This window comes from Nocardia sp. NPDC020380 (genome assembly GCF_044386975.1).
In the GTDB taxonomy this organism is placed as follows: Bacteria; Actinomycetota; Actinomycetes; order Mycobacteriales; family Mycobacteriaceae; genus Nocardia.
The window spans coordinates 300,661-321,103 of the sequence record NZ_JBIRVQ010000007.1 but is presented as its reverse complement, the minus strand read 5'-3'; the positions used below and the strand labels follow the sequence as shown (position 1 = coordinate 321,103).

Genomic DNA, 20,443 nt, shown 5'->3' with positions numbered 1-20,443 from the left:
ACTGTTTTCAGTCGAGGGAGACGTAGACCTCTACGGAGGTGGGGCCGGTGTAGCGTTCGACTTCCGCGGTGTGGGAGCGGGTTATGGTGCCGGCGTTCTCGGCCTTGGCGACCTTGGCCCAGGCGGTGCGGAGGAGGTCGTAGGGCTTGTCGGAGACAACGAATTTGGCGTAGCGGCCCGCGGGGATGCAGGTGAGGACGTCGCCGATGTCGAGGTGGTCGAGGCCTTTCAGTTCGTAGCCGAGAACGGCCACGGCGTGGTCGTTCTGGCCGATGTAGGCGGCGACGCGTTCGACCTTCTTCTCGCGGGCCAGGTAGCGGTCCCAGGTGAAGTTGACCAGGTCGAGGTCGCGCGCGGTCACCTCGCGTCCGGCCAGCGGGATGGTGAGCCCGCCGACGAAGAACGCATCCAGGGTGACGATTTCGAAGTCCACTGCCCCTACCCCTCCGCGCTCGGATCCAGCGCGACGAAAACCTCTACTGTCCGGGAATCCGGATACCGTTCGAAATCCCCGGTGTACGCCCGCACCAGGGTGCCGGCCGCCTCCAGGTCCCACACCGCGCGCCAGACGGAGGCGATGGTGTCGCCGAGGTTGTCGCCGGTGCGGGTGAAGCATGCGAACCGCCCGGCCGGTATGCGCGCCAGGACGTCACCCGGCTGCAAATCGTCCAGGGTCTCGCAGCGGTAGCCGACGATATGGGTCAGATACGACCCGATCTCCGGTGCGTGATCGACATACGCGGTCGACGGTGGCCCGGGAAGCGTGCGCGAAAGATTGCGCTTCCAGGCTTCCTCGACCTTCGCGCGGCGCGGTCCTTCGACCGCGAGAGCCGGACTGCGTAGCACCGTTCCGGCCACCAGCGTCTCGTGGCGTTCAACGACATTGAAATCCACCGGCGTCGCCCCTAAGTCTCGTGCTGTCTCCGACCCCACCCTGCTCCCAACCCGCATCCTGCCACCGACGTCCGGAGTCGCTGGCACCGGTAGCGGGTTCCACAATATCCGCGGGCGCGCCCGGATGGGTCCGGACATGTTGATTCATGATCATCTGTGTGGTCCGTTCCCCCACACCCCCGGAAACGGGGTGTCGCGGGCCCGGTCTCCGAACCCCCCTCGCGGCGGCGAATTCGATTCCCGACCCGGGTTTTCTTCGTCCGATGCCCGCCATTCGTTACCCCGGGACCGGGATGCTGAGGCCGGGAAAGATCTCGACCTGTTTGGGTTCGGGTGCGGGCGGGATGATCACCGCGGGTCCTTCCGGCGGCGCCGAGGGACCGGGATTGAGGATGTCGTAGTTGTTGTTGCTGCCGACCAGGCTCGGGTTCTGGTCGCTGGGAAACTGTTCGGCCGGGCTGCCGTCGAGCGCGCCGTCCATGGTCTGCTTCCAGATGTCCGCGGGCAGACCGGATCCGTAGATCATGGCGCCGCGCGCGGTCCGGATCGGTTGGGACTGTTCGGTTCCCACCCAGACCGCGGTGGACAGCGACGGGGTGAACCCGACCATCCAGGCGTCCTTGTTCTGGCTGGTGTCGCCGAGCTGCGTGGTGCCGGTCTTGGCGGCGGAGGGCCGCCCGGCCAGATTGTGGCCGTTGGAGTAGGCGGCAATGGGTTCCATGGCCTGCGTGACGGTATCGGCCACATCGGATTTGATGCGCTGCTCGGACTTGCGCGGATCGGCGCCGCGGTCCAGCAGTACGCGCCCGTCTCCGGTCACTACCTTCTGCACGAAGTAGGGCGCCCGGTACGTGCCCGAGGCGGCCAGGGTGGCATACGCGGAGGCCATATCGATGGGCCGCACCGAGTACGCGCCGAGCACGATCGACGGCAGCGGCGCGCCGCCACCGTCCTCGGTGAGCGTCTTGCCGGGCACGCCGGGAATCTGATCCGGGATACCGGCCTGGTGAGCCGCCTTGGCGATGGCCGTCGGCCCCTCGAACAGGCTCTGGGTGAGGCGGTAGAAGCTGGTGTTGAGCGACCGCTTGAAAGCCTCCGCCAGCGAACAGGTGCCGCAGGATTCGCCGCCCACGTTCTGGATCTTCTCGCCGTTCACGGTGAGTGGTTCGCTGTCGAGCCGGTAGGACAGCGGGATGCCCTGTTCCATGGCGGCCAGCACGGCGAAAGTCTTGAAGGCCGAACCGGTTTGCAGCGGGGCCTGCGCGAAGTCGAAGCCGACGCCGTCCGGACCGCCGTAATAGGCCCGGACCGCCCCGCTGCGCGGGTCGATGGACACCACGGCGGTGCGGAGTTCCCCGGGTTGCCCGTTCAGGTTTCCGGCGACCGCGTCGAGGGCGGCCTTCTGGGCCCTGTCGTCGATGGTCGTAAAGATCTGCAGCGCACCGGTGTTCAGGTCGTGCTCGCTGATGCCGGAGGCGCGCAGTTCGCGCAGCACCTGGGTGCGGATGAGGCCTTCGGGGCCGCGCGGGGTGGTGTCGTCGACCTCGGTGACGGGGACGATGGTGGGGAATTGGGTGGTGGCGCGCTCGTTCCGATTGAGCACGCCCATTTCGACCATGCCGTCCAGCACGTAGTTCCAGCGCGCCTTCAACTGATCCAGGTGGGTTTCCGGGTCCAGGATGGACGGGGTGCGCACCAGGGCGGCCAGTACCGCGCCCTCGGCGAGGGTGAGCTCGGGCACGGGCTTGGCGAAGTAGGCCTTGGCCGCCGCGGAGATGCCGTACGCGCCGCGGCCGTAGTAGATGGTGTTGAGGTAGGCGGCGAGAATGTCGTCCTTGCTCCATTCGCGCGCCATCTTCGCGGAGATGATGAGCTCCCGCATCTTCCGGCTCAGCGTGCGTTCGGAACTGAGGAAGGCGTTCTTCACGTACTGCTGCGTGATGGTGGAGCCACCGCCCGCGTCCTCGCGGCCGAGCAGGTTGTCGCGGGCGGCGCGCAGGAAGGCAGCGGCCGAGAAGCCCGGATTGGTGTAGAAGTGGCGGTCCTCGGCGGACAGCATGGCCAGGCGCACCGGTTCTGGTACGTCGCTCAGCGGTACGGGGACCCGATTGCCTTCCGGCGGAACGACCTTCGCGATGACGGTATTGCCGTCGGCGGTGAGGATGGTGGCGATCTGGTTGGTCTGCACCTTGCTCGGGTCGGGAATCTCCGCGCTCCAGTACGCCAGTCCCAGCATGCTCGTCGGCATGACCACCAGGATCAGGAACAACGCGAGCAGCAGGCGCCGGATGCGCTGTCCCCGGGTGCGGCGCGGCCGCGTCTTCGATTGCGGATCCTTGGGCTGCTTGGGCGGTTTGGCGCGTCGCCGAGGCCGGCTGTGTGAGGGCGCCCCGGGCCGCCGGCGTGGGTCGATACCGTCCAGCTCGTTCCAGCCTGCCATGGTGGCGTACGGCGGAGGCTCACCACGGCGCCGCTGTCGGGACGAGCTCACGAGCATCTCCTTCCGGAGCGTCGACCAAGCTTGTATCGGGGACGCCGCGGTCCGAACCCGCGGCGCGCCCAATGCTAGTCCACGCGGTCCTTTTCAGGGCCCAGCAGCAGGGGGTCCGGAGGCTCGGCCTCCGGACCCCCTGCGCAGCGAAGGAATGTCAGCTCTTCACACCGCCGGCGGTGAGGCCGGAGATGATGCGGCGCTGGAAGAGCAGCACCATGATCACCAGCGGAATGCTGACGATGGTGCCCGCGGCCATGATCGCGGTATAGGGCTGCACCAGCGGATTGTTGCCGGAGAAGCGCGCGATGGCGACCGTCACCGGCTCGGTCTTGTCACTGGAGAGCAGCCGGGACAGCAGGTATTCGTTGACCGCCGCGATGAACGCCAGGATGGCGGTGGTGAACAGCGCGGGCGCCGCCAGCGGCAGCATGACCAGCCGGAACGCCTGGAACCGTGAGGCGCCGTCGATGCGCGCGGCTTCCTCCAGCTCCCAGGGCAGTTCGCTGAAGAACGAGGACAACGTGTACACGGTCAGCGGCAGCACGAACGAGATGTTCGGGATGATCATGGCCTGGTAGTGGCCGATCCAGCCGAGATCGGTGAAGAACTGGAACAGCGGCGTCACCAGCACCACCACCGGGAACATGGAGGCGGACAGGATGAGTCCGGACACCACGTACTTGCCGCGGAAGGTGAGCCGCGCCAGCGCGTAGGCCGCCATGACACCCAGCAGCAGCGCGATGACCGTGGTGGCCGCGCCGATGATGAGGCTGTTGCCCAGTGCCCGCCCGAAGTTGTTGCCGCGGCTGGTGTCGAAGGCGTCGTGGAAGTTCTGGAAGGTGACGTGCGTCGGCCAGGGCGTGTTGTCGAAGGTGTACGACGGGTCGCGCAGGGCGGTGACGACCATCCAGTAGAACGGCCCGAGGCCCCAGATCAGGATGATCAGCGCACCCAGGTACACGCGCCCGGAGGTGAGCCGCTTGGTCCACGAAATCGGTTGCGGGACAGCCTTGCGCTCGGTCTCGACGACGGTGTTCACGCTCATTATTTCGCCTCCCGCTGTGCTTCCTGGGTGCGAACCGCGTTGGCGCCCAGCACCTTCACCAGCAGGAACGCGATCGCGAAGGTCATCAGGAAGGTGAGTGTGGACAGCGCCGAGGCCGAATTCGGGCCCTGCCGAACCTGATCCACCACGAGCATGGAGATGGTGCGGGTGTTCGGGTTGTCGCCCATCATGATGGCGGGCAGGTCGTACAGGCGCAGCGCGTCCATGGTGCGGAACAGGACGGCCACCAGCAGTGCGGGTTTCAGCAGCGGCATGGTGATGTTCCAGAAGCGCTGCCACGCGGAGGCGCCGTCCACCCGGGCGGCCTCGTACACGTCGGCCGGAATCACCTGCAGGCCCGCGAGAATCAGCAGCGCCATGAACGGCGTGGTCTTCCACACGTCGGCCACCACGATGGCGATCCGGGACGGCCAGGCGTCCGAGGTCCACAGGATGTGGGTGCCGAACACGCGGTTCACGACGCCGTCGTACTGGAACATGAACTCCCACAACCGCGCCGTGACGGCGGTCGGGATGGCCCACGGAATCAGCACGGCGGCGCGCAGCAGGGCGCGGCCCTTGAAGGTCTTGCCCATGATGACGGCCATGCCGAGGCCGATGGTGGCCTCCAGCGTCACGGTCACCACGGTGAACAGCAGGGTGACGCCGATGGCGCCCCAGAACTGGGAGCCCAGGTTGCCGGTGGGGCAGCTGACGGTCTGGCCGAGCGAGTCGGTGCACTGCTGCAGCAGCCAGTGCTTGTAGTTGTCGATGCCGGCGCCGCCGCCGTCCACGAACATGCCGGTCGCCGGGTCCAGGCCCGAATCCTTCTGGAAGGACATCCAGATGGCGCGGATCACCGGGTAACCGATGACCACGGCCAGTGCGAGCAGCACCGGACTGACGAAGAGCCAGGCCCGCCCCGATCCGGCGTACCGGCCGGATCGGGTCTTCGATTGTGACGCTTCGGATTTCACGGGCGGCTCCGGCAGATCGGGCCGCGCGACGTCGGTCGCTCCCGAAGGACGTGACACCTTTTTCTCTCCTACGGGCCTGACTCGGCTTACAGCGTTCCTACGAACCGGCGGTCTCGATGCCCTTTTGCATGCCCAGGATGGCGTCGTCGACGGACTTGGTTCCGGTCATCGCAGCATAAGCGTTGTCCTGGATGGCCTTCGACACCGCGGGGTAGAAGGGGGTCACCGGCCGCGGCACGGCGGAGGCGATGGAGTCCTTCAGCGCGGGCAGGTACGGCATCTTGGCGATCAGGGCCGGATCGTCGTAGACCGAGGCGCGGACCGAGGGCAGCGCGCCGGAGGCGACGATGTGCTGGGCGTCCTCGCTGATCAGGTAGCGCAGGAAGTCCAGGCCGGTGGCCTTGTTCTTGGAGAAGGCGCTGATGGCGGCGTTGTAGCCACCGAGGGTGGAGGCGCCGATGCCGTCCTTGCCGGGCAGCGGGGCGACACCGAACTTGTCCTTCACCGCGGAGGCGTCGGAGCCGACGTCACCGAACGAGGACGGCCAGTTCCGCATGAACAGCAGCTTGCCGGTCTCGAAGGCGTTCTGCGCCTCGGGCTCCTTGAAGGAAATGGCTTCCTTCGGGATGTCGCCGTCCTTGTAGGCGTCGACCAGGGTCTGCAGACCCTGCCGCGCCTGGGCGCTGTTCACCGTGGGGGTCTTGCCGTCGGGGCCGACGAAACTGCCGCCGAAGGCGTTGATGGCCTCGGCCGTGTTCACGGTCAGACCCTCGTAAGGGGCGAATTGCCCGGCGTAGCAGCCGATTCCGGCCTCCTTCGCCTTCGGGCAGTCGGCCATCAGCTCGGCCCAGGTCTTCGGGGGCTCGGGCACCAGGTCCTTGCGATAGAACAGCAGGCCACCGTTGGTATTGCGGGGGGCCGCGTAGAGGGTGCCGTTGTAGGTGGCGGACGCGACCGGCGGCGACAGCAGGGTCGAGGTGTCCAGCGCGAAGGAGTCCTTCAGCGGCTGGATCCAGCCCTTGGCGGCGAACTCCGCGGTCCACGGCACGTCCAGGGCGACCACGTCGTAGTCGGCGGACTTGGCCTGCATGTGCTGCTTGAGATCGTCGTACTGCTGCGAAGCGTCGTTCGACTGCTCCTTGAACGTCACCTTCTCGTTCGGGTGCGACGCGTTCCAGCGATCGATGAGCTGCTTGACCGCACCGGTTTCGGTGGTGTCCTTGCCCTCGACGTAGGTGATCGGCCCGCGGCCGGTCAGGCCCTGCGAGATGGCATTGCTCCCGCTACTACTGCTCGAGCAGCCGGCGGCGAAGCCCGCGGTCAGCAGCGCTGCTGCGGACACCGCAACCGCGGCGCGCGGCACGAGCGACGATCGTAGGGACGACACCTTCTTCAAAGCCATCGCGGATACTCCAGGGTCGAGACGTGAGAGACAGCACACCCAGCCGGTTGCACAAGGGAAGATACATGGTGGATGCACCCCTTGCCGTGACTACCTCGGTCTTCGCGCTCGTGACCGCGGGCATCGGCCCAGCTAGGCTGGGTGCCGATGTCTTCTCAGGACAAGATGCTGACGAGAATCGGCGGACTGCTGCGCCAGGCCGAATCCACCGATAACGAGCATGAGGCGGAAGCGTTCCTGGCGGCCGCACAGAAGCTGGCGACGCGGTCCTCCATCGACCTGGCGGTGGCGCGTGCGCACATCGCGCATCGGGAGCGCCGGCCGACGCCGGTGCAGCGGGTCATTCCGATCGGGGAGCCGGGGAAGAAAGGCCTGCGCACGTACGTGCAATTGTTCGTGGCCATCGCCTCGGCCAATGATGTGCGCTGCGATGTCGCGCGTACTTCGACGACCGTGTACGCCTACGGTTTCGACACCGATATCGACACCTGCGAGGCGCTGTACACCAGCCTGCTCATCCAGATGGTCCGGGCCTCCGACCAGTACATCAAGTCGGGGTCCTACCGGTCGGCGACCACGGAAAAGCTGGTCACCGAAACCCGGTGGGGGCGTTCGGTGCAGCGCAAGGTGAAGGCCCCGGTCGCCGCGGTGACGGCGCGACTGAACTTCCAGATGGCGTTCGCGGCCCGGGTGGGGCAGCGGCTCGCCGAGGTGAAGGCGGAGGTGGAAACCGAGGCCGTGCGCTCGGAGAGCGAGGGCATCGTGCCCACCGGCACAGCGCTCGCCCTGCGCAACAAGGAACTCGAGCTCACCGACTTCTACGGCCGCACCTCCGAGGCGCGCGGAACCTGGCGCGGACCGCAGGCCTCGGCCGGGTTCTCCGCGGCCGCCCGGCGCGCCGGGGACCGCGCGGGCCGGGCCGCCCGCCTGGGCAACTCGCCCGAGTTGGGCGCTGCCCGAGGCCAACTCGCGCGCGGTGCGGAGTAGGCGCGGGGGACGCATGAGGTCGGTGGGGCTCCGGACATGCCGCGCAGGTGCCACATGGGGATGTGTGATGCGCCGGGGCTCCGGACACGACGGGCGGGTGCCGCGTGAGTCCGCGTGATGCGCAGCGTTCGCGGGTCTACGACGCGGAGATCTTGGTGCGCGGCATGTTCGACCGGGCCGACGAGTTCGGGGCCCGCACCGTGGAATTGCACGGCTCCCAGCTGACGCTGCCGGTGGAGCGGAAATTCGCCTCGGTGGAATCGGTGCAGACATACGCGGATCGGGTGCTCGCGCTGAACTGGGTGCGCGGGCAGTGGGATCGCTCCGCGCTGCCGGTGCACGTCCGGCCCCGCGCCGGAGCCACGGCCGCCCACTACGAGCACGACGGGGCAACCCTCGCGGTGCCACTGCACGCGCACGGAAAAGCCTGGGCCCTGCGCGAATTGGTGATCCTGCACGAGCTGGCGCATCACCTCGATCCGGACCACTCCGATCATGCCCCGCACGGGCCCGAGTTCTGTTCCCGCTACCTGGAATTGGCGGACGGGATCATCGGCCCCGAGGCGGCGCTGCTGCTCCGCACCACCATGTACTCCTGCGGCGTGCGCATCGCCTGACCGCTGGTCAGAGCAGTTCGCGGACGCGGGCCAGCCGCCGGCGCCACCAGTCGGTGCGTTCCGGGTCGGGGTGGCGGTAGCGGTCCAGCAGCTCCGGATCGGGGACGGGGGCGGTGCGGGAGACCGGGAGGTAGCCGTCGACCGGGCGCAGCGGCTCGGTGACGACGTCGCCGGTGAGCAGGGACAAGGTGTCCAGGCCGCACGCGAAGTCGAGTTCGGGAAGGCTTGCGGCCAAGGCGATCTGCGCGGACAGGCCGACGCTGGTTTCCAGCGCGGAGGAGACCAGGCAGGGCAGTCCGGCCGCCGCGGCGACCTGGAGCGCACGGCGAACACCGCCCAGCGGAGTGCACTTCAGCACCGCCGCATCGGCCGCACCGGCCACCGCGACGCGCAGGGGATCCTCGGCCCGCCGGATGGATTCGTCCGCGGCGATCCGCACATCCACCCGCCGGCGCACGGCCGCGAGTTCCTCCACCGTGCGGCAGGGCTGCTCGACGTATTCCAAACCGCCTGCGGCCCGGTCGATCTGCTTGATCCGATCGACGGCAGTCTCGACATCCCACACCGCATTGGCGTCGATCCGGACCGCGCCATCGGGCCCGAGGGCGTCCCGCGTCGCGGCCACCCGATCCAGGTCTTCACGCAGCGAGTCGGGATGATCGGCGACCTTGACCTTGGCGGTACGGCATCCCGAGGCCGCGACGATCTCGTAGGCCCGTTCCGGCCCCACGGCAGGCACGATGCAGTTCACCGGTATCCGATCCCGCACCGGCTCCGGCCACCCCACGGTCACCTGCTCCACCGCGGTCGCCAGCCAGGCCGCGGCCTCCCGATCGCCGTACTCGGGGAAGGCGCAGAACTCCCCCCACCCGAGCGGCCCGGGAATCAACATCCCCTCCCGCACCATGATTCCGCGAAACCGGGTCCGCATCGGAATGGCGTAGACAACCGCCCCCTCGAAATCCGGCCCCTCCGAGTTCCCGCTCATCCCCCGGACCCTACGCCCCGCCCCCAGACCAGGATTCAAGGTCATCGGGCACTCACCGAAGCATCGGCCGAGAAGCCCCCACCATGAGTGCCCGGTGATCATGAAGCGTCGAATGGGGTGGCGGGCGGCGGTGGACCCGGTCAGACTTTCGGAGAGAGTTGGATCTACATGGGGGAGCCAGGCCAGTCATGAACCCGCCGAACGAAGCGCGCCGCACCGGTCCGGACAATTCCCCACCCCCCGCAACCCCACCCCAGCCCCCTACCCCGCCCCCGGGCGACCCGGGCGCACCGGATGATCCCCTCCGGGCCCGCAATCCGGGCAGGCCCCCACATCCGGGCGGCCCGGCCCCGCAACCACCCGGCGGCCCGCAAGGATCCGGCGGGCCGCAAGGCTCGGCTGGACCCGCTCGCCAACGCGGCCCAGGCCTCCCGCCCGGCACGCAACAGCCGGGTGGCCCGCCGCGGCAACAGAATCCGGGACCCGACGCCCCGCCGCCCCCTCCGGGCGGCCAGTTCGATCGGCGCGGTCCAGGCTCCGCCTTCGCACAGGGTTCCGGCGTCCCCGGGGACCCCTATCCGTCCGGCCCTGGGTCGCAGCGCGATCCGGGCGGCGCGGGCGCTCAGGCCGCGGGTGGTCCTCCTGACCGGCGTGGCTCCGGCCCGGCGTTTGCGCCCGGTCCCGGGTCTGATCCATACCCGTCCGGCCAGGGCTTCGCACCGGGTCCCGGTGCGCCGGGACGGCCACCCGCGAGCGGTCCGGGGCGACCCTCCGGCCCTGCGCCGCAGCGCAATCCGGGCGTCGGAGCCGCACAGGCTGCGGGCGGTCCGGGCGATCGGCGTGGACCGGGCGCCACCTTTTCGCCGGGGCCGGGGGCTGACCCTTATCCGTCTGATCCGGCGCCGCAGCGGAATCCGGGCAATGTGGGGGGTTCGCCGGCCGTTGGCGGTCAGTTCGATCGGCGTGGACCGGGACCCGTGTTTCCTCCCGGGCCGGGGGCCGATCCTTATCCGTCCGGTCAGGGCTTTCCACCCGGTGTCGGTTATCCCGGGCAGCCCCCGGGGGGCGAGCAAGGTCGGGCGTCCGGGCCTGGGGTGCAGCGCAATCCGGGTGGAGAGGTGCGTCCGCCGCGACCGGTCGGTTCTGGTGGGCCGGTTGGGCAAGGGCCGCAGGAGTGGTCTGCTGGTGCGCAGCAGGGGGAGTCGAGCTATGGGGTCGCGCCCGATGATGCGGAAGAGACTGTGCGGCGGTCGTTGTCGGCGCCGGTGGAGGTTGCCGATGGGGGCGCGGTAGGTCAGGAGGGGCCGGCGAAGGTCGCGAAGAAGTCGGTGCGGCGCAATGACATTTTGTTGTCGGCGGTGCTTTATGTGGTTGCGGTCGCGGCTACGGCGGGGTTTGCGTATGACCTGTTCGGTAAGGCTTTTGGGCTTGTGCACAATCGGTGTGCGGCGAAGCGTGATTTCACGGTGCAGTGTGAGGCGATCAAGCCTGCTGCTTCCGCGTTGTGGGGTCTGCTGATCGGTGGTGGCGGAATGGCTTTGGCGCTCATGTCGGCGCTGGTGATCGCTTCGGTGGCGGCCATGACGGGGCGGCGTGCCTGGGTCTGGCCCGCGTTGGCGATTCCGGTTGTGCTGATCTGCGGTGGCGTCGGCCATCTGCTGATCGGTAACGCCGCGAGCTGATTTCAGCGGCCGGGTGGTCGCGGGTAGCGGGCCTGGCGGTGCTGTGGGCTTGCGCGGCAGGTGGTCTCATTCGTGACGTGTCGGGTGGGGGTGGGGCGGGCATTCTGGAGGTGTGGCGGAGGAGTGGTGGAAACCGCCAGTGGACTGGGCGGATGTGATTGTCGCCGGGGTGATTTACCTGGTGGCGGTGGCGGCTGCGTGGGTGGTGGCCGGGGTGGTGCCGGAGTATCGGGGGCTGGTGCAGGGGAGTAGCGGGGATCCGCGGTATCTGGGGTTCGCTTATGTGGTGGCCTGGGTGGGGATCGGGGTCACGTTGTTGCTGGTGCCGATGTGGGTGATGCGGGCGGTGTATTGGCGGCAGCGGGCCTGGCGCACGGCGTTGCTGGCGTTTCCGATGCTGGCGGAGGCGTGGGTGGTGGGGTTGCTGGTGGCGATCGTCATGGTGTCGGTGTGACGGTGGCCGGGACGACGATCGGGCCCTGCGCACCGGGATGGTACGCAGGGCCCGAACCGGATCGGTCAGAGTCGTTCCAGGATCATGGCGTTGGACAAACCGCCCGCCTCGCACATGGTCTGCAGGCCGTAGCGGGCGCCGCGTTCCCGCATGGCGTGGACGAGCGTGGTGGTCAGGCGCGATCCGCTGGCGCCGAGCGGGTGGCCGAGGGCGATGGCCCCGCCGTTGACATTGACCTTGCTCAGGTCGGCGCCGGTGTCGGCGGCCCAGGCCAGCACCACCGAGGCGAACGCTTCGTTCACTTCGAACAGGTCGATATCGGACAGCTGTAAACCGGCCTTCTGCAATACCTTCCGCGTCGCCGGGATGACGGCGGTCAGCATCAGCAGCGGATCGTCGCCGGCGACGGCGAAGCTGTGCAGGCGGGCGAGCGGGCGCAGGCCCAGCTGGGCGGCGCGTTCGCTGGTCATGATGAGGACCGCGGAGCTGCCGTCATTGACCTGGCTGGAGTTGGCGGCGGTGATGTTCCAGCCGATCTGCGGGAAGCGGGCGGTCATCTCGTCGCTGTAGAAGGCGGGGCGCAGCTTGCCGAGCGTCTCCAGGGTGCTGCCGAGCCGGATGCCTTCGTCGGCATCCAGTCCCGCGAGCGGAGCCAGCTGGGCTTCGAAGGACCCGTTCTTGGTTGCGGCGGCGGCCTTTTCGTGGCTGGCGAGCGAGAACTCGTCGAGCTGAGTGCGGCTCAGTCCCCACTTGGCAGCGATGAGTTCGGCGCTGATGCCCTGCGGTACGAGACCCTCGGGGTAGCGCTCGGCGAATCCGACGCCCGCGATGTCCTCCGCGCCGATCAGGTTGGCTCCCATGGGAACCCGGCTCATGGATTCCACACCGCCGGCCACCACGATGTCGTACGCCCCGGCGATGACGCCCTGGGCGGCGAAGTGGATGGCCTGCTGGCTGCTGCCGCACTGCCGGTCGACGGTGGTGGCGGGTACGGATTCGGGATACCCGGCGGCGAGCGCCGCGCGGCGTGTCAGATTGGAGCCCTGCTCCCCGACAGCGGTGACAATGCCGCCGATGACGTCGTCGATCAACACCGGATCGATCTCCGTGCGCCGCACGATCTCCCGCAGGCTGTGCGCGAACAGATCGGACGGATGCACCCCGTGCAGCGCGCCGTTCGCCTTCCCCTTGCCGATCGGCGTGCGTACGGCCTCGACGATGACTGCGTCTCTCATGGCTGATCCCTTCAGCGCGGGCCGCGCCGGGCCGAGGGGGGTTTCCGGGGGCAGCCCCCGGAGACCCCACTTGAACCGGGGGAGCGGCTAGCTTCTTTGCTATATAGTCAGAGTATGAGCTGGCCATAGTTCACGCAAGTCAGAGGAGGTATGATGTACGCCATGTCGATCGTGCTCGAAGGAAAGCTCAGTGACCTGAGCGCATGGAAACCCGAGGAATGCTCGGTGGCCAAGGCGCTGGACATCGTCGGCACCCGGTCGGCGATCCTCATCCTGCGCGAGGCCTACTACGGCGTCACCCGCTTCGACGGATTCGCCACCCGCGTGGGCATCACCGACGCCGCCGCGTCGAGCGCGCTGAAGAAGCTCACCGAGGCCGGCGTGCTGGAGAAGCGCCCGTACCAGGAAGAGGGCAAGCGCACCCGCAGCGAATACATCCTCACGCCGATGGGTCTGGATCTGCTGCCCGTCGTGATGTCGCTGTGGCAGTGGGGCGACAAGTACCTGCAGAACGGCACGCCGCCGATGGACCGGCTCGAGGACGCGACCGGTGAACCCATCCGGGTGGAGGTCCTCGGGGCCGCCGGAAACGAACTGACAGTGGACGAACTGCGTGTCCGGTTGAACAAGAACTGGCGCCGCCCCAAGCAATAGGGCGACGCCAGTCGAGGGCCGGGCTCAGTTCAGGCGACGCCCGTCTTCGGGTGCGAAGAAGTAGGTGTGCTCCGCGTCGGCGGTCAGGGTGAGCGTGTCCCCCTTCGACGGCGGATTGCGCCAATCCGCGCGCGCCACAATGGTTTCCCCGTCGCCGAGCGTGCGGCCGTAGATGTACGCGTCGGAGCCGAGCTCCTCCACCACATCCACCTCCATGGCGATGCCCGCCCCGTTGCCGACCACCTCGAGGTGCTCGGGCCGGATGCCGACCACGACCTGGTCCCCGGTGGCCGCGGCCACCGAACGCGGCAGCGGCAGCGGACAGCCGCCGAGCGTGACGCTGCCGCCGGTCTGCACCGGGAGCGTGAACAGGTTCATGGCGGGCGAGCCCATGAACCCGGCGACGAACAGGTTGGCCGGATCGCGGTACAGGTCGCGGGGCGCCGCGCACTGCTGCAGCAGCCCGTCCTTGAGCACGGCCACGCGGTCGCCCATGGTCATGGCCTCGACCTGGTCGTGGGTGACGTAGACGGTGGTGGTGCCGAGGCGGCGCTGCAGCTGGGCGATCTGGGTGCGGGTCTGCACGCGCAGTTTGGCGTCCAGGTTGGACAGCGGCTCGTCCATGAGGAACACCTGCGGCTGGCGCACGATGGCGCGGCCCATGGCGACACGCTGACGCTGACCGCCGGACAGGGCCTTGGGCTTGCGGTCCAGGTAAGGCTCGAGGTCGAGGAGCTTGGCGGCCTCGAGGACGCGCTGCTGGCGTTCGTCCTTGGAGACCTTCGCCATCTTGAGGGCGAAGCCCATGTTCTCGGCGACGCTCATGTGCGGGTAGAGCGCGTAGTTCTGGAACACCATGGCGATGTCCCGTTCCTTGGGTTCGGCATTGGTGACGTCCTTTTCGCCGATGAGGATGCGGCCCGCGCTCACCTCCTCGAGGCCGGCGAGCATGCGCAAGGACGTGGATTTGCCGCAGCCGGAGGGACCGACCAGAACGAGGAATTCGCCGTCGGCGATCTCCAGTTCGAGTGCGTCGACCGCGGGTTTGGCCGAGCCGGGGTAGAGGCGTGAAGCCTTCTCGAAAGTCACCGTAGCCACGATGAATACATCCCTTCACCGGCAGGAACGTGCCGGACGATCCGAAGTAGAGGGGGTTGACCAACTCTCGGGGCTCTCAGGGGCTTCGCCCCCGAACCCCCTCGGGTCGGTTGCGGACAATATATGTGGGGCGGGCCAGGTCTGCGGCGGTAGCCTCGAATTCGGATACGCATCACGCGACGAGGGAGCGTTCATGAGCCGACCGGTTCGTATCGGAGTTCAGCTGCAGCCGCAACATGCCCCGAACTATGGCTTGATCAGGGATGCGGTGCGGCGGGCCGAGGACATCGGGGTGGACATCGTCTTCAATTGGGACCACTTCTATCCGCTGTACGGCGACCCGGAGGGCGCGCACTTCGAGTGCTGGACCATGCTCGGCGCGATCGCCGAGCAGACCGAGCGGGTCGAGCTCGGCGCGCTGGTCACCGGCGGTGGCTACCGGAATCCGGAGCTCTTGGCGGACATGGCCCGAACCGTCGACCACATCAGTGACGGCCGCCTGATCCTGGGCATCGGCGCGGGCTGGTTCCAGAAGGACTACGACCAGTACGGCTACGAATTCGGCACCGCGGGAAGCCGTCTCGCGCTGTTGAAGGAGTCGATGGCCCGCCTCACCGACCGCCTGGCCAAGCTGAATCCGCAACCCGTGCGCGAGATTCCGATTCTCATCGGCGGTGGCGGCGAGCAGAAGACGCTGCGCCTGGTGGCCCAGTACGCGCACATCTGGCACAGCTTCGCCAAACTCGACGACCTGACCCGCAAGTCGGGGATCCTGGCCGAGCACTGCGCGGAGGTCGGCACCGACGCGTCGCGCATCGAGAAGTCGGTGGACTGGCCGGGCGCCGAGCGCGCGCCGGAGTTCGTGGCGGCGGGCGCCACCCTGTTCACGGTCGGCGAGGGCGGCCCGAACTACGACCTGACCAGGGTCGCGGAGGCGGTGCGCTGGCGGGACTCGTTCAATCCGGAGTCGGTGGCGGGTATCGCCTGATCGAGACCCGGAGTCGGTAGCGGGCCGCGCTCGCTACCGACCGGCACCCATTAGGGTGCTTTGTCATGGTTTGCTTGCGCACGACCACTCCCCGTCGACAGGGGCGGCGACCTCGCCTGCTGTCGATCGCGGGGGTGTTGCTCGTCACGCTCATGGGCACCGCCACCATCGGGGCGGGGTTCGGTTCCGCCGCACCCGACAACGGTGACCTGTGTTCGCCGCCCGGTCTGTCGGCGTCCGCCGCGGCGCCCACCAATCTGGCGAGCGGTGACGCGGGCCCGTCGGCGGACCGGTTCACCACCGCGACCACGGAACCGCTGGACTCGATCGACAAGAGCAAGCTGGGACTGCTGACCCCGGGCAAGCTCAGTGTCGGTACCCTCTCGGACGCGCCGCCCAGCATCTGCCTGAACTCCAAGGGCGTCTTCACCGGCATGGACAACGAGCTGCTGCGCGCCATCGGCGCCAAGCTCGGCCTGCAGGTGGAGTTCACCGGCACCGAGTTCTCGGGTTTGCTGGCGCAGGTGGCCAACGGCCGCTTCGATATCGGCTCGTCGAGCATCACCACCACCGATGAGCGCCGGAAGCTGGTCGGTTTCACCAATGGCTACGACTTCGGCTATTTCTCACTGGTGGTGCAGAACGGCAGTCCCATCAAGGGTTTCGCGGATCTGCACAAGGGCAATCGCATCGGCGTGGTGCAGGGCACCGTGCAGGACGAGTACGTGGTCAACGAACTGCACCTGGATCCGGTGAAGTTCCCCGACTACAACACCGCCTACGCCAACTTGAAGACCGGGCAGATCGATGCCTGGATCGCGCCGTCCGCGCAGGCCGAGGGCGCGCTCAAACCGGGTGACGCGACCTCGATCGTGCAGAACACCTACAGCGTCAACAACTTCGTCGCCTACGCGGTGCGCAAGGACAATCAGGCGCTCACCGACGCCTTGAACGCGGGCCTGGACGCGGTGATCGCGGACGGCACCTACGCGAAGCTGTACGAGCAGTGGGAGCCGCGGCAGCTGCCGCCGGGCTGGAAGCCGGGCTCGAAAGCCGCTCCCGCACCGCAGTTCCCGGATTTCGCCGCCATCGCCGCCGAGAATGCCGGGAAGAAGCCGGACACCAGCGGATTGCGGCCGAAGTCCACGCTGTCGCAGTTGAAGGACACGTTCTTCGATTGGTCGCTGTACCGCAAGGCCTTCCCGGATCTGTTCAAGACGGGTCTGCCGAATACCTTGATCCTGGCGCTGGTTTCGGGTGCGCTGGGCACCGTGCTCGGCATGCTGCTGGCCGTGGCGGGGATCTCCCGCACACGCTGGTTGCGCTGGCCGGCAAGGGTTTACACGGATATCTTCCGTGGCCTGCCCGCGGTGGTCATCATCCTGCTGATCGGCCTCGGCGTGGGCCCGGTGGTCAAGAACATCACCGGCAACAATCCGTACTGGCTGGGCGCGGTGGCGCTGGCGCTGCTGGCATCGGCGTATATCGGTGAGATCTTCCGTTCCGGTATCCAGTCGGTGGAGGCCGGGCAGCTGGAGGCCGCGCGCGCCATCGGGTTCGGCTACCGGCAGGCCATGACGCTGGTGGTGATCCCGCAGGGTGTGCGGCGGGTGCTGCCCGCGCTCATGAACCAGTTCATCGCGCTCATCAAGGATTCGTCGCTGATCTACTTCCTGGGTCTGCTGGCGACGCAGCGGGAGCTGTTCGCGGTGGGCCGGGATCTGAACGCACAGACCGGGAATCTGTCGCCGCTGGTGGCGGCGGGCCTGGTGTATCTGCTGCTGACGGTGCCGCTCACGCATCTGGTGAACTACATCGACAATCGGATGCGCACCGGCCGCCCGGAGGCCGCGGCCCCGGCGGAACCGGTGGAGCAGGCCGTGATCACGGAAGGACGTGGGGCATGAGCGCCTCCCTGACCGGCACCGGCCTGCATCTCACGCTGGGCCGCAACGAGATTCTGCGCGGCGTGGACATTCACGTGGACGCGGGCAAGGCGACCACGGTGATCGGCCCGTCGGGCTCCGGCAAGTCGACCCTGCTGCGCGTGCTGAACCGGCTGTACGAGCCGGATCAGGGCGACATCCTGCTGGGCGGCAAATCCGTGCTGAAGGAGAACCCGGACGCGCTGCGGCAGCGCATCGGCATGGTGTTCCAGCATTTCAATCTGTTCCCGCACAAGACGGTCGCGGAGAACATCGAGCTCGGGCCGCGCAAGCTGCACGGGCTGTCGAAGGAGCAGGCGCGCACGCTGGCCCTGCAGCAGCTGGAGGCGGTCGGGCTGGCCGGGAAAGCCGATGTGCGCCCGGCGAATCTGTCCGGCGGCCAGCAGCAGCGGGTGGCGATCGCGCGGGCGCTGGCCATGAAGCCGGACATCATGTTCTTCGACGAGGCGACCTCGGCGCTGGACCCGGAACTGGTGAAGGGCGTGCTCGCGCTCATGTCCGAGCTGGCGCAGGGCGGTATGACCATGATCGTGGTGACGCACGAGATGGGTTTCGCCCGTTCGGTTTCCGATCAGGTCGTGTTCATGGATCACGGCCTGGTCGTCGAAACGGGCTCGCCCGACGCGCTATTCGACAATGCCGAAACTCCACGGCTCCGGCAATTCTTGTCGCAGGTGCTCTAACTTAAGGGGGGTGTTGGGGGCTTAGCCCCCACACCCCCTTAACTTCCGGAGCTGCCGGAAAAGGGCATATTGGCGAATTTGCCGAAATCCCCTTGGGCGCCGCTGTATGCGTTCATATCGGTGCCTCCGGCGATGCCTGGAACATTGCCGGAATCGGTGTACTGCCAGAACGTCCAGTTCGGCCAGCCGCCGGGCACTTCGGGATTGTCATTGCCCCGATAATCGGCGATCCACAGCGGGTACCTGGTGAACTCGTTGGAATCGGCCATGGCCGATTTCCAGAAGTTCGGATACGTGTAGATGATCGGCAGGCGACCGGTCAACGCCTGCACAGTATTCAGGTACCGGTGCGTCCAGTCGATGAGCGCGCCGGGCGGCAGTCCGCCGGAGTCCTCCATGTCGAGGACCGGTGGCAGGTCCAGCATTCCGTTCTGGCCCAGCACGATCGCCGCGTACAGCGCCCCTTGGAGTTCGGGGGATTCGGCCGGGCGGGCGAAGTGATAGGTCCCGCGCGCCACGCCCGCCGCGCGCATGAGCAGGCTGTCCTGGACGAAGTACGGGTTGATGTAGTTGAGGCCCTCGGTGGCCTTGAGCATGGCGAAGTTGTTGCCCGAGCCGCGGACCGCGAACCAGTTGATGCCGCGGCCGTCGATGTGCTGCCAGGACGAGACGTCCGGACCGTTGATATCGGCCGCCGCGGGTGCGGCGGACATAGCTGTGAGGACGCTGGCGGCCGCAAAACTGACCAGAACCAGACGGTTTCGGCTGACCATGCAACCGCACGGTATGTGGGCTCATCAGCTTTGACCAGCGATCCCCCGGCGTGTTGGCCAAGTGTTAGCTGTATCTCAGCTGTGAATCCGATCTCAGCGCGGTCCGGCCCCCGGAACAGCGCGGCCCCGCCGGCTCAACCGAGCCAGTCCAGAACCGAAGCGGCCGTCCAGGATTGCTGCATACTGCCCAGCGGCTCGCCCGTGTACGGCTCGTAGTACTCGGCGAAGGTCCCGTCACTGGCCTGCCGCAACCCCTCCGCGCGCAGCATGAAGGACCGCTCGGCCCAGCCACGCCGCGCGAACACCCAGGAGAACAGCCAGCTCATCACCGGCCACACCGGTCCGCGCCAGTACTCGCGGGACCGGAAGTCCCTGGACACCGGCGAGGTGGACGGCGGCAGCGCGTAGCGCAGATCCGGATGACCGCACCAGCGCGGCCCTTCGAACAGCCGCAGCAGCCGGCGCTCGGCATCCCGCGACAGCCCGCCCGACAGCAGCGGCGCGAAGATCGCGAGCGTCTCGGTATCGATCCACTTGTCCGCGCGCACATCGAAGTCGCGGGCCGCGCCGGTGCGGGGATCGGCGGTGGCCACCACCCCGGACCGGAAGTAGTCGGCCCATTCGTACAGTTCGCGCACGTCCGCGTGCGGCTGCCGGTAGTCCTCGCCGATATTGGCCAGCACATCGCAGGCCAGCGCGAAGATCGCGGTGACGAAGACGTCCTCGACGGCGAAGCTCATGGTGGAGGCGAGCTGGTAGTCGTCGTAGCCGGCCCGGCGCATCTGCTCGACCAGCCACATGTAGCGGTCGTATTCGCGATCGGAGGGCCGCTGCGTGGGATCGCCGACCACGTGCAGATCCTCGCGCACATAGGCGGGCAGGTCCGGACCGGGAATCACGTTCTCGTAGGCGCGATCCCAGCGCGGCGAGTTGTCCATGCCGGATTCCCAGCCGTGATAGAGCGTGATCCGCCCGTGCTGCTTGGGATCTCGCGCATACGCCAGCCAGCGATGCCAGCGCATGAGGTCCGGCCAGCGCCGCTGCAGGAACTCCTCCGCCACCGCGCGGGTACTGCGCCCGTGCCGGCGGGAGTGATCCAGAATGCGTTGCACCGCAATGGCATGCACCGGCGGCTGCGTGATGCCGGAGGTGTCGGGCCCGTCCGGCGCGTCGGCCGCCAGCCGGCGGCACTCCCAGCGTGACGGCCCCGGGAAGTACCCGTCCACGCCATTGGCGAAGACGATGTGCGGGATCATGCCGTTGCGCCACTGCGCCGACAGCAAGGTGTCCAGTTCCAGCACGGCGCGCTCCACGCTGAGCGGGGCCAGGCCGACCGCCACGAAGGCGGCGTCCCAGCTCCACATGTGCGGATACAGCTTGGGCGCGGCGCTGGTCATGGTGCCCAGGTCGTTGCCGCGCAGCAGGTAGGCCGCGCGGGCCGCGAGCTGGGTGGGCGTGAACCCCGGGTGTGTCATCGCCCTATTCTGCGCTGGAACCCGCAGGTATGCGCGCTGGGCTGCACGCAC

At 68.0% G+C, this 20,443-nt stretch carries 19 protein-coding genes; 8 read left to right on the top strand and 11 right to left on the bottom strand.

Features of this window, described 5'->3' with window-relative positions; all coding sequences use genetic code 11:
* Window positions 1-7 precede the first annotated feature (7 nt).
* The 6 genes from ACH438_RS21115 to ACH438_RS21090 all read right to left on the bottom strand — a co-directional run bounded on the left by ACH438_RS21115 (window position 8) and on the right by ACH438_RS21090 (window position 6,812).
* Window positions 8-433: a GyrI-like domain-containing protein gene (locus ACH438_RS21115; RefSeq protein WP_397007662.1), complete on the bottom strand. Its 426-nt coding sequence runs from the start codon at window positions 431-433 to the stop codon at window positions 8-10.
* A 5-nt stretch (window positions 434-438) separates the two neighbouring features.
* Window positions 439-894: a GyrI-like domain-containing protein gene (locus tag ACH438_RS21110; protein WP_397007660.1), complete on the bottom strand. Its 456-nt coding sequence runs from the start codon at window positions 892-894 to the stop codon at window positions 439-441.
* Between the two features lie 277 nt (window positions 895-1,171).
* The gene (locus tag ACH438_RS21105; RefSeq protein ID WP_397007658.1) at window positions 1,172-3,391 is read right to left on the bottom strand and encodes a transglycosylase domain-containing protein; all 2,220 of its coding nucleotides are present in this window, start codon (window positions 3,389-3,391) and stop codon (window positions 1,172-1,174) included.
* 151 nt (window positions 3,392-3,542) lie between these two features.
* A complete protein-coding gene (locus ACH438_RS21100; protein ID WP_397007656.1) occupies window positions 3,543-4,433 on the bottom strand; it encodes a carbohydrate ABC transporter permease in 891 nt (296 codons plus the stop codon).
* On the bottom strand, window positions 4,433-5,410 hold the full coding sequence (locus ACH438_RS21095) for a carbohydrate ABC transporter permease (RefSeq protein ID WP_397008216.1): 978 nt from the start codon (window positions 5,408-5,410) through the stop codon (window positions 4,433-4,435). Before ACH438_RS21095 ends, ACH438_RS21100 begins: the two co-directional genes overlap by 1 nt.
* A 97-nt stretch (window positions 5,411-5,507) precedes the next feature.
* On the bottom strand, window positions 5,508-6,812 hold the full coding sequence (locus tag ACH438_RS21090) for an ABC transporter substrate-binding protein (protein WP_397007654.1): 1,305 nt from the start codon (window positions 6,810-6,812) through the stop codon (window positions 5,508-5,510).
* A 147-nt stretch (window positions 6,813-6,959) separates the two neighbouring features.
* On the opposite strand from ACH438_RS21090, the gene ACH438_RS21085 reads away from it, so the two are divergent.
* Entirely contained in the window at window positions 6,960-7,799 is an 840-nt protein-coding gene (locus tag ACH438_RS21085) for a DUF2786 domain-containing protein (protein ID WP_397007652.1), read from the top strand.
* A 104-nt stretch (window positions 7,800-7,903) separates the two neighbouring features.
* A complete protein-coding gene (locus ACH438_RS21080; RefSeq protein ID WP_397007650.1) occupies window positions 7,904-8,416 on the top strand; it encodes a TIGR04338 family metallohydrolase in 513 nt (170 codons plus the stop codon).
* Between the two features lie 7 nt (window positions 8,417-8,423).
* Here ACH438_RS21080 and ACH438_RS21075 read toward each other — a convergent pair whose 3' ends face one another.
* A complete protein-coding gene (locus tag ACH438_RS21075; protein ID WP_397007648.1) occupies window positions 8,424-9,404 on the bottom strand; it encodes an o-succinylbenzoate synthase in 981 nt (326 codons plus the stop codon).
* Window positions 9,405-10,645: 1,241 nt separating this feature from the next.
* Between ACH438_RS21075 and ACH438_RS21070 the strand changes: the two genes are divergently transcribed.
* Both ACH438_RS21070 and ACH438_RS21065 read left to right on the top strand, forming a co-directional pair.
* Window positions 10,646-11,086, top strand: coding sequence for a hypothetical protein (locus tag ACH438_RS21070; RefSeq protein ID WP_397007646.1), 441 nt, complete (start codon window positions 10,646-10,648; stop codon window positions 11,084-11,086).
* A 112-nt stretch (window positions 11,087-11,198) separates the two neighbouring features.
* A complete protein-coding gene (locus ACH438_RS21065) occupies window positions 11,199-11,540 on the top strand; it encodes a hypothetical protein (protein ID WP_397007644.1) in 342 nt (113 codons plus the stop codon).
* A 65-nt stretch (window positions 11,541-11,605) separates the two neighbouring features.
* Here the strand turns inward: ACH438_RS21065 and ACH438_RS21060 are convergent, their stop codons facing one another.
* Entirely contained in the window at window positions 11,606-12,775 is a 1,170-nt protein-coding gene (locus tag ACH438_RS21060; protein WP_397007642.1) for a thiolase family protein, read from the bottom strand.
* A gap of 162 nt (window positions 12,776-12,937) precedes the next feature.
* On the opposite strand from ACH438_RS21060, the gene ACH438_RS21055 reads away from it, so the two are divergent.
* Window positions 12,938-13,429, top strand: a complete 492-nt coding sequence (locus ACH438_RS21055; protein WP_397007640.1) for a winged helix-turn-helix transcriptional regulator — start codon at window positions 12,938-12,940, stop codon at window positions 13,427-13,429.
* Between the two features lie 24 nt (window positions 13,430-13,453).
* Here the strand turns inward: ACH438_RS21055 and ACH438_RS21050 are convergent, their stop codons facing one another.
* Window positions 13,454-14,527: an ABC transporter ATP-binding protein gene (locus ACH438_RS21050; RefSeq protein WP_397007638.1), complete on the bottom strand. Its 1,074-nt coding sequence runs from the start codon at window positions 14,525-14,527 to the stop codon at window positions 13,454-13,456.
* A gap of 193 nt (window positions 14,528-14,720) precedes the next feature.
* Between ACH438_RS21050 and ACH438_RS21045 the strand changes: the two genes are divergently transcribed.
* From ACH438_RS21045 to ACH438_RS21035, 3 genes are all read left to right on the top strand, one after another.
* Window positions 14,721-15,515 (top strand): LLM class F420-dependent oxidoreductase, encoded by a 795-nt coding sequence (locus ACH438_RS21045; RefSeq protein WP_397007636.1) that lies wholly within the window; start codon window positions 14,721-14,723, stop codon window positions 15,513-15,515.
* Window positions 15,516-15,667: 152 nt separating this feature from the next.
* Entirely contained in the window at window positions 15,668-17,422 is a 1,755-nt protein-coding gene (locus ACH438_RS21040) for an ABC transporter substrate-binding protein/permease (protein WP_397008214.1), read from the top strand.
* On the top strand, window positions 17,419-18,144 hold the full coding sequence (locus ACH438_RS21035) for an amino acid ABC transporter ATP-binding protein (RefSeq protein WP_397007634.1): 726 nt from the start codon (window positions 17,419-17,421) through the stop codon (window positions 18,142-18,144). Before ACH438_RS21040 ends, ACH438_RS21035 begins: the two co-directional genes overlap by 4 nt.
* Window positions 18,145-18,182: 38 nt before the next feature.
* Here ACH438_RS21035 and ACH438_RS21030 read toward each other — a convergent pair whose 3' ends face one another.
* Together ACH438_RS21030 and ACH438_RS21025 are read right to left on the bottom strand one after the other, a co-directional pair.
* A complete protein-coding gene (locus tag ACH438_RS21030; protein ID WP_397007632.1) occupies window positions 18,183-18,917 on the bottom strand; it encodes a glycoside hydrolase family 25 protein in 735 nt (244 codons plus the stop codon).
* A 134-nt stretch (window positions 18,918-19,051) separates the two neighbouring features.
* Window positions 19,052-20,392 carry an MGH1-like glycoside hydrolase domain-containing protein gene (locus ACH438_RS21025; protein ID WP_397007630.1) on the bottom strand — a complete coding sequence of 447 codons (1,341 nt, stop codon included), beginning with the start codon at window positions 20,390-20,392 and terminating at the stop codon, window positions 19,052-19,054.
* Between the last annotated feature and the right edge of the window lie 51 nt (window positions 20,393-20,443).

Bases quoted from the DNA above. Each gene is read 5' to 3' on its own strand.
- ACH438_RS21105 (WP_397007658.1), bottom strand. From the start codon at position 3,391: ATGCTCGTGAGCTCGTCCCGACAGCGGCGCCGTGGTGAGCCTCCGCCG.
- ACH438_RS21100 (WP_397007656.1), bottom strand. From the start codon at position 4,433: ATGAGCGTGAACACCGTCGTCGAGACCGAGCGCAAGGCTGTCCCGCAA.
- ACH438_RS21090 (WP_397007654.1), bottom strand. From the start codon at position 6,812: ATGGCTTTGAAGAAGGTGTCGTCCCTACGATCGTCGCTCGTGCCGCGC.
- ACH438_RS21085 (WP_397007652.1), top strand. From the start codon at position 6,960: ATGTCTTCTCAGGACAAGATGCTGACGAGAATCGGCGGACTGCTGCGC.
- ACH438_RS21075 (WP_397007648.1), bottom strand. From the start codon at position 9,404: ATGAGCGGGAACTCGGAGGGGCCGGATTTCGAGGGGGCGGTTGTCTAC.
- ACH438_RS21060 (WP_397007642.1), bottom strand. From the start codon at position 12,775: ATGAGAGACGCAGTCATCGTCGAGGCCGTACGCACGCCGATCGGCAAG.
- ACH438_RS21055 (WP_397007640.1), top strand. From the start codon at position 12,938: ATGTCGATCGTGCTCGAAGGAAAGCTCAGTGACCTGAGCGCATGGAAA.
- ACH438_RS21045 (WP_397007636.1), top strand. From the start codon at position 14,721: ATGAGCCGACCGGTTCGTATCGGAGTTCAGCTGCAGCCGCAACATGCC.
- ACH438_RS21040 (WP_397008214.1), top strand. From the start codon at position 15,668: ATGGGCACCGCCACCATCGGGGCGGGGTTCGGTTCCGCCGCACCCGAC.
- ACH438_RS21035 (WP_397007634.1), top strand. From the start codon at position 17,419: ATGAGCGCCTCCCTGACCGGCACCGGCCTGCATCTCACGCTGGGCCGC.
- ACH438_RS21030 (WP_397007632.1), bottom strand. From the start codon at position 18,917: ATGGTCAGCCGAAACCGTCTGGTTCTGGTCAGTTTTGCGGCCGCCAGC.
- ACH438_RS21025 (WP_397007630.1), bottom strand. From the start codon at position 20,392: ATGACACACCCGGGGTTCACGCCCACCCAGCTCGCGGCCCGCGCGGCC.